Below are 10,814 nucleotides of genomic sequence, written 5' to 3'. Positions count from 1 at the left end.
CGCCGTGTTTCAAATCCCGTTCCAACCGTTCCATTAATTCAGGCAGTTCGGTGAGACTTTCCCGGATCAACTCGCAGAGCAGGCCTTCATCCCCCTCGACCACCCGTAATGCTTCCTGCCAGTCAACCAGAGCTTCGCACGCATCTGGTTCCGGTTCAGCCGGTATGTCGTCTGATTCGTCGACAGCAGTCGCAGGCAAGAACTTCACCAAAGCAGCATCGAGTTCCTGTTTATGAATCGGCTTGGCAATGTAGCCATCCATTCCCGACTCAAGACACGCTTTCACATCGGACTGCATCACCCGCGCTGTCATCGCGATGATCGGAATGTGTGCATCGCTCTCCGCTTCCTCTTCACGAATCAAGCCCGTCGCCTCCAGCCCGTCCATTTCGGGCATCGTTACATCCATCAGGATCAGATCGAACGGCTCACTTCGCCAGCGCTGTACCGCAAGACGTCCATTTTCCGCGATCTGCACAGTATGTCCCCACTTCTCCAGCAGCGCTTTAACCAGCCGCTGGTTCGATCTTCCATCCTCGGCGACCAGTACCCGCAGCGGCGCACTCATCCGCAGAGCCGGTCTCTCAGACGGCAACGCTTCTGTTTCAGGGGAATTACTGGCGACTTTCTCTTCCAACGCGTTCCCCACCGGCAGCGTGAGCGTGAAGCGGAAGATGCTGCCGTGGCCCTCTTCGCTTTCTGCCCAGATGCGTCCCTGCATCGCTTCGACAATGCCGGCAGTGATTGTCAGGCCCAGTCCCGAACCGCCAAACTGACGCGTGGTCGAAGAGTCCGCCTGCACGAACCGCGAGAAAATCCGCTCCAACTGTTCTGCTGGAATGCCGATGCCCGTATCGCGGACCGTAAACAGCAGTTGCACGCGGCTCTCTGCTTCATCGGCTTCGCGTGTGACCTCCAGGTGGACCTCCCCCTCAAGCGTAAATTTGATCGCATTCCCCACCAGGTTCATCAACACCTGTCTCAGGTGCACGGGATCACCAATCAGAGTCTGCGGTACTGCCTCGTGTACCTCCCACGTGATCGCCAGATTTTTCTCCCGGTTGTGTGAACTGAGCAACCGAAAGACCTTGCCGATCTCTTCCCGCAGATCAAAGGGAACCGTCTCCAGTTCGAGTTTTCCCGCCTCAATTTTGGAGATATCGATGAGATCATTTATGATTGCAAGCAGCGATTCGCCCGATTCCAGTACGATCGTCAAAAATTCCCGCTGCTGGGGTGTTGGTGAATCATCGAGCAGCAGCTCAGAAATGCCGATGATCGCATTCAATGGCGTGCGGATCTCGTGACTCATATTGGCCAGGAAGCGGCTCTTTTCTTCATTCGCCTGCTCGGCGGCCAGCCGGGCCCGCTGCAGAGTTTCGTCAATCTGTTTATGCACGGTCATGTCAAACAGACTGATCAGCACCATCTGCTCATCGTCGATTTCCACGGGAATCAGTCGGACTTCCAGGGGAATCAGCTTCCCGTCCTGACAGACGCCGTTTACTTCCTGGGGCTCGTAAAGCAACCTCGCCCGCGGATGGTTCAGCAGTTCGCGCAGGTTCTGAATTTCCACGTCCCCCGAGTGCTGGGAGAACAGGTTTTCCAGTGTCATGCCGATCAACACGTCCAGGTGGTAACCAAACATCTGGAACGCGGCCCAGTTGGCCAACTGGATCGTGCCCGCGAGATTCACCAGCAGGATCGGGTTCGGCGTCGCTTCCACAACGAGCCGAAAGCGTTCTTCAGCCCGTTTGATTTCGGTAATATCGTGTGCGATGCCGAAGGTGCCGATGACTTTCCCCTTGCGGTTCCGTAGCGGGATTTTTGTTGTCAGCATGGTGAGATTCTTCCCGTTTGGTCCCTCCAGATTCTCTTCCCGACGCAACATCTCGATTCCGTTCTGCATCAGATCCCGTTCCTGCGCGAGGCGTTTCCGGGCGTAATCCGCGGGGAAGAAATCGAAGTTGGAGAGCCCCTCCATCTCTTTGGGATTCTCTATTCCCAGTCGCCGGGCAAGCGCCGCACTCACACGCAGGAACCGACCTTCGGTATCTTTGAACATGATCTCATCGGGCAGATAGGTGAGCAGGGTTTCCAGCAGAAACTGTTCGTACTCGAGCGCGGCTTCGGCCAGCTTCTGGTCGTGAATATCGGTAATCGATCCCGCCATCCGCACTGCGCGTCCCCGGTCATCCCAGATCGCCTGCCCACGGGCACGAAACCAGCGGTAAGCCCCGTTTTTCAACTGAAGTCGGTACTCCACGTCATACGGTTTACGCCGTTCGATGTGTCTGCTGAGGGCGGCTTTGGTTGGGGTGAGATCATCGGGATGCAGACGATATTCAAATTCGAAAAAGTCGTCACCCATTTCCTCTTCTTTGAGTCCCAGCAGTTCCTTGAAGCGTGTCGCGTAATAGACCTTATTGGTCAGCAGATCCCAGTCCCACAGTCCATCGGTGGATCCCGCAACGGCCAGCTTGAACCGCTCCTCTTTGGCCTCCAGTTCCCGGGTGCGTTGGGCAACGGTCTGATCCAGCCGCTCATTGGAGGTCTGTAGACGCCGGTTGAGATCGATCAGTTGCTGCTCCGTGGCGTGGTACGCCCGCAGTGCAAACGAAAGGGCAGCGATGTAGGCACTGATCCGCAGGAAATGCCACCACCACCAGGCCATGTCCCACAGTGCCGACATTTCAAACAGAATCCCCGCTGCCCCCAGCAACATCGTATGCACGGCAAACAGCCACGATTCATGCTGTGCTGTTTTATGGAACCGCACAATGAAAAACAGTCCCGCGATCAGAAATCCCACGCCGCCACAGATATTGAGCGCCCGCGCCAGTGGAGTAAAGTTGCCCTCAGTAATCATCGACGGCAGTTGAGTGGGGAACACGCAGGCATGTAATCCCAACAGGCAGCTGGTCAGCAGGATCAGCCAGATCAGTGCTTGAGAGAGCCGGCCCGACAGCGGGGCATAACTGATCCAGACAGTAGCGAAGATCACCCCTCCCGCAAGGGTGGCGACGCTGTGCAGCCAGACAAAGGCATTGCCCGGTTCCACAGCCGCGTGGAATGTATCGAGTACGCCCATCGCAATCAGGGCACTTGCCATCGACAGGTAGCAGACTGCTTCCGGCTTGCGACGGGATTCCACCATCAGGATCCCGGCAATCGAGACCGCCATCAGACCGCCTGATGTTTCCAGCAGCGAATGTACGGGCAGGTGGGCGAAGCGGGTCTCCGGATAAAACAGCAGCACGATGGCACTGCCGACCGTCGGCATGACGAGTGAGAGCAGCACTCCCAGCAGGGCCCACCAGAGAGTCGGTTTACCTGACATGCCTTTGTCTTTCTACTCGACCATCTTGATTAACAGGATGGTAATGTCGTCCTCGCTTCTCAGTGATCCCGAGAAACGATAAATCGCCTTTAGAATCTGTTTTACAATTTCTTTACCCGGTTTCTCTCGATGCTGGTGGATAACCTCGCACACCCGTTCGATGCCAAATAACTCCCCATCATCCGAGCGGCACTCATACAGACCATCGGTCACTACGAGCAGGATTTCGCCAATCTTTAACTGCAGTTTGCCATCCGTTCCATATTGGTAATCTTGCAGCAGTCCCAGGGCGGGACCGTTGTAATCGGGCATGCTTCTGATTCCCTCGGTATTGATGACCCAGAAGGGATGCCCCGCCGAACAGTATTCCAGCGTCCGTTCCAGAGGATCGTAACGTCCGTAACAGAGAGTCACAAACTGCCCCTCCAGAGTCACCTCGCTCACCGCGCGATTGGCGAAAGTCAGAATCTCACCGGGATCCTGCAGAATGTGGGAGCAGGTGCGCAGTACGCGGCGGGTATCGACCATGATCAGCGAAGGCGCGAAGCCGTGACTGCTGACATCCGCAATCGTCAGGCCCCAGATGGAATTCAGTTTGTCTTCTTCGCTCATCAGGTGCGCGGGCTGCCAGAGATCATGATTGTGTTTTACCTGGCGGCTGATCGGAATCACGTCAAAAAAATCCCCGCCAGTCCAGTTAGCGGGGATGTAAGCACTTGCCATATCGACGCCGGCGATTTCCGGCAATGTCTGAGGCAGCAGATGCCGTTGAATTTCCCGCGCATATTCCAGATCCCGGTCCATCGCGATCATGTTCATTTCCATTTCCAGGCGGTGCCTGCGTTCGATGGCATAGCGGATCGATCGCTGCAACACACAACTGCTCGCTTCGGATTTGAAAACGTAATCCTGTGCGCCCAGCGAAACCGCTTTAATGGCCAGTTCCTGATCGTTGCGTCCACTTAAAATCACAATGGGAATATGCGCGAAACGCTGGTGCAGAAACTGAAACGTATGCAGACCCATGGAGTCGGGCAGCGTGAGATCGAGTACGATCACATCCACGCGCGGGGCAGACTTGAGCCAGTTTACTGCTTCTTCCAGAGAACCAACATGTGTGAGAGCATCGTAGCCGATCTTCTGTAAGCGAGATATGATCAGCCTGGCATCCAGGATGTTATCTTCGACAAGTAGTAATGAGGTATTTTGCATAATGGCCACGCTGTATATGCAGCATGGCAGGAACCGATTTCCCTCCTTGTATTCCTGCCACTGAATTAGTTACCTCAGGCCCACATCTTTCAGGTCGAACGTTAAACCGCGCATAGATCTGTGATTGGTACGCAGTCCGTAATATTTAAGTTTGCTTATGTCTCCTGAAGTTAGCAAGATGAATCTAACGATTCCGTAACAGTTTTAAAAACTGCCAAGTAAAGCCTTATTCTGCTGCTTGCATGTGCAGGAATTCCGCGAATCGAATTTCAACTCTTAAGGAGGGATTTCTCTATTGTCTATTCGATCAGGTTCCCGAAAAACAGACCAGCTTTTCTGAACCTGTGTCAGGCGGAGATTGTCAGTAGACTGAAAGAAGGAGTCGTTTCTCAATGGCATTGAACCGCAAACACAGCCGCCGCATCGTGGTGGACGAAGAAAACTACCGTTTTAAAGTCTCGACAACCAGCATCGACAAAGACGGGAATTATCGCCTGAATGTAACCGTGCAGCGTGAGGCAGGGGGCGCCCGCCTGGAAGTATGTGGTCTGCTGACACGCGATTACTGGCTGGATATTTCGGATCCGGGAGACAAGGACAGCGCGGACTATCCTGTCATCACGCCGAAGCACGTCCGCTTCATCATCGAGCAGGCTCGACAGCAGGGCTGGCAGGCACTGGAACCGGGGCCGACGTTTGTACTCGAACTCGAAAATCAGATGCTGTTCTATTTCTGAAACCATCGTCTGTGCCGTTGTTAGACAGTATCCGGGAATTTGTATCGTTGAATTACGAACTCAGGAATCTGTATCAGGACCTCATTGATGAACAACAGGGATTCCAGAAAGCGGATTCCGCTGATATTCAATATCTGTTGGAAGAGATCGACGCCGACCCGCAGCTCGGCCAGGCGGGACGCGCTTTCCTGCGGGGATATCTGAATTACCACTTTCGCGAAGTCATGCAGCCGCTCGACCGCGAAGCAGAATTCCGGACCGCAGTCGCACTGGCCCCCGACGACCACCAGTCCAATCTGCATCTGGGCTACGAAACCTTTGATTTCGGCAAATACGCGATGGCCCTGACACAGTTTCAGAAGATCAATCTGGAACTCCATTTCCTCTGGTCGCAGATCAAGATCAGGGAATTGATCGTCAGCTGCCACTTACATCTCCAGCAGTTCGAGGCGGCAGAGAGCCTGTTGTTCCCCTTGCTTCAACTCTCAGCCGAAGTCAAAGATGATGATTATGCATACCCCACCGAACTGCTGCGGGCGCTGGCGCAATGGCACGTCGAATTCCGTACCGCGATTGGAGAACCCGCCTGGCAACGCCTGATCGAACTGTTGTCTCTGGTTATAAAGAAACACGATCTGAACAGCGTATTCCAGGATGAACTCAGCCAGATCATTCAGGATGTCCCAACTGCTCCGCCCGGGTTTTCTGACTGAGGGAGGCTCCTGTTCTGGACATCCCGCGGAGACTCTGTCATGCTGAATACAACAGATAAGCTGCCACAGTTGTGAACTCGGGAGACGAAAGAAATGAGTCAACAGTCCGGGGATGTCCCCGCTCATCAGGATCATTCGGTAACACGCAGAACATTCATCCAGCAGGCAGGTACGGCGACGGCTGCCGGGTTGGCTGCCGCACCTTATGTCTGGGCTGGGGGGAATGAGCAGTCGGAGACACTCCGCATTGGCCTGATTGGCTGTGGTTCGCGCGGCTCCGGGGCGGCTGTGAATGCCATGCAGGCGGATCCGAATTCAAAGCTCGTGGCCATGGCGGATGTCTTCGAAGATAAACTCAAGGCGAGTGCCGACCGGATCAAAAAAACGATTGGCAAGCAGTACGCCGTAAAACCGGATCAGGAATTCATCGGCTTCGACGCGTATGAAAAACTGTTGCAGACCGACGTCGATGTCGTGTTGCTGACCACGCCGCCCCACTTCCGCCCGCTGCATTTAAAGCAGGCCATCGCCGCCGGAAAACACGTATTTGCTGAGAAGCCGGTCGCCGTCGACTCCCCCGGCGTCCGTTCCGTGATGGAAACCTGTCGTGTCGCCCGGGAGAAAAAGTTGTCCATCATGTCCGGTCTGATGCTCCGCTACAGCAAAGCCATGCAGGAAACGATGAAGCGGATCCATGAAGGGCAGCTCGGAAAGATTGTGACCCTGCAGACCAACTACAACATCAATGGGCTCTGGTCACATCCCCGCAAACCCGAATGGAGCGACATGGAATGGCAGATGCGCAACTGGTACTACTTTACCTGGCTCTCGGGGGGACAACTGGTGGAACAGCACGTGCACGGTCTCGACCTGATGTCCTGGGCCATGCAGAATGAATATCCCGTCAAATGCTTCGGACTGGGCGGTCGGCAGTCGCGGGTCGATCCCCTGTATGGCCACATCTTCGATCATCACGCCATCTGTTATGAATATAGTGGCGGCGAACGCTGCTTTGCTTACTGTCGCCAGCAGGATGGCACCGACATCGATACGTCTCAGCTGATTTACGGATCAAAGGGAACCGCCGATCTAAATCGCAATACGCTCAGCGGCGCAAAGACCTGGCGTTATAGCCGGGCTCGCGGCAGCGCCCGGGGCGGCGTGCAGGACCTGCCTTACGTCCAGGAACACGCGGCCCTGTTTGAGAGTATTCGCACCGGGAACCCCATCTGCAACGGGGAGTACGCCGCGAAAAGTTCGCTGATGGCCATCATGGGACGCATGGCCTCCTATACCGGGAAAAATGTGACCTGGGAAGAAGCCTGGAACTCCCAGGAAGACCTGACACCACCCGAATATACCTTTGGTCCATTGAAGGTTCCCCCTGTTGCCCAGCCAGGGAAAACCCAATTCATTTGAGTGAAACGGGGTAATGACTTCTGGGGGTTTTGCCGGGCATTCATTCTGCATCCGGTCCGGTTTCGTTTTCTGCGGACGCCTCTGCTGCGGTATCCCCGACGATGAGGTGTTTCAGCTCTTCAATTTCCTGTCGAGAAAGTGGTTGATCCTGATGAGGAGCCTGTTTCAGGGAACGGCAAACAGGCCGCAAGGATCAAAATGAGTCGGAAATTGGGCAAATTTCTTTTTTTGCGTGATATTTCTATCTGTATTACGCCTCACTCACTGCAGGGCTAGATTTCTCCGGAAACGGGGGAGTCCGGCAGACGTCCAGTTAGTGATCTGAGGAGTCCGTTATGGACCAGCTTGAGCGACAGCAGAAGCGGTTTTTATACGCGTTTCTATTGGCGTTATTTCAATTCGTGTTGAATCCCGTCTTACTCTTTTTCGGATTCTGTTTTCTGGCAGCCGGTCATGGTGATGATCTGCTCTGGAATCTGGGGGTCACGTCCTGTCTGCTTTTCAACCTGACACTGTTGATGACAGTCGTAACCAGTTATCCCCTCCGCAAACAGGATATAGAACGGACTTTTATCTTTTATATGTTCCTGTTTTTCTTCCTGGCTTACGGAGTCTTCTCGTTCTGGGGACTGTTGCACCTGTAGTGCGTCGGACTGGGATACTTCATTGGCTGATGAAACAGGAACTGATATGAATCTCACGCAACACATGCCAACATTTACCCGCTGGTATCGAACAGCCAGGCAACGCCTGGTCGAACTGCCTCGCACACCTTACGTTCTGTTTCTGCTGGCTTACATGTTGGCGTCGACAATCTTTCCTCTCTTAATGAAGGTGGTTGATTGTCCGCCATTCTTTGCTGAAACCATGCTTCTCTGGTTGCCGGTGGTGTCAGGAAATGTGGCGATTCTGTTTTGGAGCAGGAAACACAAACAATTTCGGCCGTCTGTCCTGGTGCGATTGCTGATCATGGCCCTGGTGATGGAAGGGTTCTTTCTGATCATGCGATACTATTATTCTCAGGAGACACCCGAGTATGCCACCATGGAAGAAGTCGTCTTCATGACCGTGTACGGCATCCATTGCGTGTTGCTCTTGATTATGGAACCGGGGCTCCGCAGTTTAATCCGCGGTAAACGTATCATTCGTCCGGTCGTCGATCCGGGGGATTACACAAGACCGTTCTAAAGGCGTTCCGCGATTGAGGAGCTTTGCCTTTACACCAGGCAAATTCCATTTATAATCCGACAGAGTTAATCAAGAATAAAAAACACATTGAGAAGCGATGCAGGACTTCTCAAAGAAAGGAACAACATGCATCAACTGCCTGACGCCGTGAGTGCGTCTTCTCATCTCCTGGTCATCGATCTGGAAGCCACCTGTTGCAATCAGAAAACGGTGCCCCGCCACGAGATGGAAATTATCGAAATCGGGGCCGTGATCGTGGCCAGCGAATCGCTCCAGGCCGTCTCTGAATTCCAGACCTTCATTCAACCGGTCCGGCATCCCCGGCTCACTCCCTTCTGTACCGAACTGACCTCGATTACTCAGAACGATGTCTCGACCGCAGTCCGTTTTCCCCAGGCTCTGGACGCGCTGATCAATTGGAGCAGGGAGTATGAACCGTTTCTGTTCTGCTCGTGGGGCGACTATGACAAATCACAGTTTCAGCAGGACTGCCGATACCATGGTCGCGAGTATCCCTTTGGGAAAGAACATCTCAATCTGAAAAAGCAGTTCTCCCTGACCCAGGGTTATCCGCGAAAATTCGGAATGACGCGCGCCCTGAAGCTGACGGGCCTGACTCTGGAAGGAACCCATCATCGCGGAATTGACGATGCCCGTAACATGGTCCGCATGCTGCCCTGGATTGTGGGGGATCTTAAAGTCGCTGACGCAGCGAAATCCTGATACCACAGACAGGAAACAGGAAAAACTCAAGAAACACTGAGTTTTTTTCATCTTTGCGCAGATCTTTACGTAAGAATGATGGTTGATTTCTAAACCAGTAGACAGGGAATGTACGCCATGCGGAGCTCCCTGGAGGCTTACTGACCCTGTATTAAAGCAGTAGCCAACCCGTTCAAAACTGCGTTAAGCATCAATAGGTTAGCTGACTTATCTGCGTCAAGTTCCATAAAATTAATGGGAAAAAGAAGTCGCTATTTGCGTTTGTTTTCCGGCTGGTTTAAAATAGACTGTTCATCGGTATCTTTTATGCTGCACGCGGTCGATTGGGAATTGACTTCTGCACTGCGCAGGTGGAAGATATCAGGATAGAAAAGCGTACTGGAGACCAGGCAACAACCCTTTTCGAGTTACAAAATCCCGTCAAACTGCATCGGGCTGGGATCATGTTCAACATTTACAGGGAGTGATCGATGCGCGAACTCATTTCAGATTCCAAACATTCATCCCGCAAGGGGTTTACGCTGATTGAGCTGCTCGTCGTGATGGCAATCATTGCGATCCTGGCTGCCATGTTGCTGCCTGCGATTCAACGGGCTCGCGAGGCGGCACGTCGCACACAGTGCATCAATAATCTGAAACAGATCGCCCTGGCCACAATGAACTATGAAAGTTCGTTTCGCTCGTTCCCTTCCGGCTGGATTGAAGCGATGGCCGTCGATGCGAATGGGGTTCAGCAGTCTGGTCCATCAAATGCCAATGTGGCTTTCGCCGAAAATGTGGTAATTCCAGTAGATACTCATACTACGGATTCCAACGGTAATAAAGTGCCCGTGAACCAGTGGAGCCTGACTGAATGGGAACTCTCCCCCTGGTGGGGTTGGCAGGCTCTGATCCTGTCCGATATGAATGCTACGACAGTGAATATCGATTATGATCTTGGCAAATTTGAACAAGACAGCAAAGTGGCGAGCACGGTTCCCATTGAAAGTTACATCTGTCCCAGTGCTTCCCTCCCCTCGAATCGTCCCCGGGACCTGGGGTATTGCAACTATCGTGGCGTTGGTGGACTACTGACCGGATACTCTTCAGTCAGTCCTTTTAGTGCCCAGTTTCGGGGTGGTGTTTTCGGTCCGAACAGCGCGACCAAAGTACGCGATATGCAGGATGGCGAATCCAATACGCTGCTCTTCGGAGAAGCGGCCTTTGGTTTCTGGGCAGACAGCCATAGCGCCGTCTCGGGAGCGGTCTTCGACCCTAATGCGGGTTCGAACGCTCCCATCTTCCATGAAGGGACCAACTTTGATGGTCCACCCCATATGAGCCAGACAATCCATCTGACCTTTGGATCATGGCACGATGACGTCGTTCACTTCGCACTCGCTGATGGCTCTGCCCGCGGGATGGCGAAAAATATTGATGCCCGGGTGTTCCTGGCGCTCTGTACCCGGAATGGAAACGAACGCGTTACCGCTGAATGGTAAG

9 protein-coding genes (1 of these 9 cut by a window edge) are annotated in these 10,814 nt (G+C 53.6%); 7 read left to right on the top strand and 2 right to left on the bottom strand.

What is annotated here, in order from left to right; genetic code table 11:
• Window positions 1-3,340 carry the 5' portion of a PAS domain S-box protein gene (locus F1728_RS10655; RefSeq protein WP_155364087.1) on the bottom strand. Its footprint begins 209 nt before the window's first position, so only the first 3,340 of its 3,549 coding nucleotides appear in the window; it begins with the start codon at window positions 3,338-3,340; its stop codon lies beyond the left edge, outside the window.
• Between the two features lie 12 nt (window positions 3,341-3,352).
• Window positions 3,353-4,552, bottom strand: coding sequence for a PP2C family protein-serine/threonine phosphatase (locus F1728_RS10650; protein ID WP_155364086.1), 1,200 nt, complete (start codon window positions 4,550-4,552; stop codon window positions 3,353-3,355).
• Window positions 4,553-4,944: 392 nt separating this feature from the next.
• Between F1728_RS10650 and F1728_RS10645 the strand changes: the two genes are divergently transcribed.
• The 7 genes from F1728_RS10645 to F1728_RS10615 all read left to right on the top strand — a co-directional run bounded on the left by F1728_RS10645 (window position 4,945) and on the right by F1728_RS10615 (window position 10,813).
• The gene (locus F1728_RS10645; protein WP_155364085.1) at window positions 4,945-5,289 is read left to right on the top strand and encodes a hypothetical protein; all 345 of its coding nucleotides are present in this window, start codon (window positions 4,945-4,947) and stop codon (window positions 5,287-5,289) included.
• A gap of 47 nt (window positions 5,290-5,336) precedes the next feature.
• Window positions 5,337-6,002, top strand: a complete 666-nt coding sequence (locus F1728_RS10640) for a tetratricopeptide repeat protein (RefSeq protein ID WP_155364084.1) — start codon at window positions 5,337-5,339, stop codon at window positions 6,000-6,002.
• Between the two features lie 93 nt (window positions 6,003-6,095).
• On the top strand, window positions 6,096-7,421 hold the full coding sequence (locus F1728_RS10635; protein WP_155364083.1) for a Gfo/Idh/MocA family protein: 1,326 nt from the start codon (window positions 6,096-6,098) through the stop codon (window positions 7,419-7,421).
• A gap of 335 nt (window positions 7,422-7,756) precedes the next feature.
• Entirely contained in the window at window positions 7,757-8,065 is a 309-nt protein-coding gene (locus tag F1728_RS10630) for a hypothetical protein (RefSeq protein WP_155364082.1), read from the top strand.
• Between the two features lie 46 nt (window positions 8,066-8,111).
• Entirely contained in the window at window positions 8,112-8,609 is a 498-nt protein-coding gene (locus F1728_RS10625; RefSeq protein WP_155364081.1) for a hypothetical protein, read from the top strand.
• Between the two features lie 126 nt (window positions 8,610-8,735).
• Window positions 8,736-9,332 (top strand): 3'-5' exonuclease, encoded by a 597-nt coding sequence (locus F1728_RS10620; RefSeq protein ID WP_155364080.1) that lies wholly within the window; start codon window positions 8,736-8,738, stop codon window positions 9,330-9,332.
• 470 nt (window positions 9,333-9,802) lie between these two features.
• Window positions 9,803-10,813, top strand: coding sequence for a DUF1559 family PulG-like putative transporter (locus F1728_RS10615; protein WP_155364079.1), 1,011 nt, complete (start codon window positions 9,803-9,805; stop codon window positions 10,811-10,813).
• Window position 10,814: the final 1 nt, after the last annotated feature.

The organism is Gimesia benthica (assembly GCF_009720525.1).
GTDB classification, from domain to species: domain Bacteria; phylum Planctomycetota; class Planctomycetia; order Planctomycetales; family Planctomycetaceae; genus Gimesia; species Gimesia benthica.
This window is presented reverse-complemented; position numbering and strand designations above follow the sequence as displayed.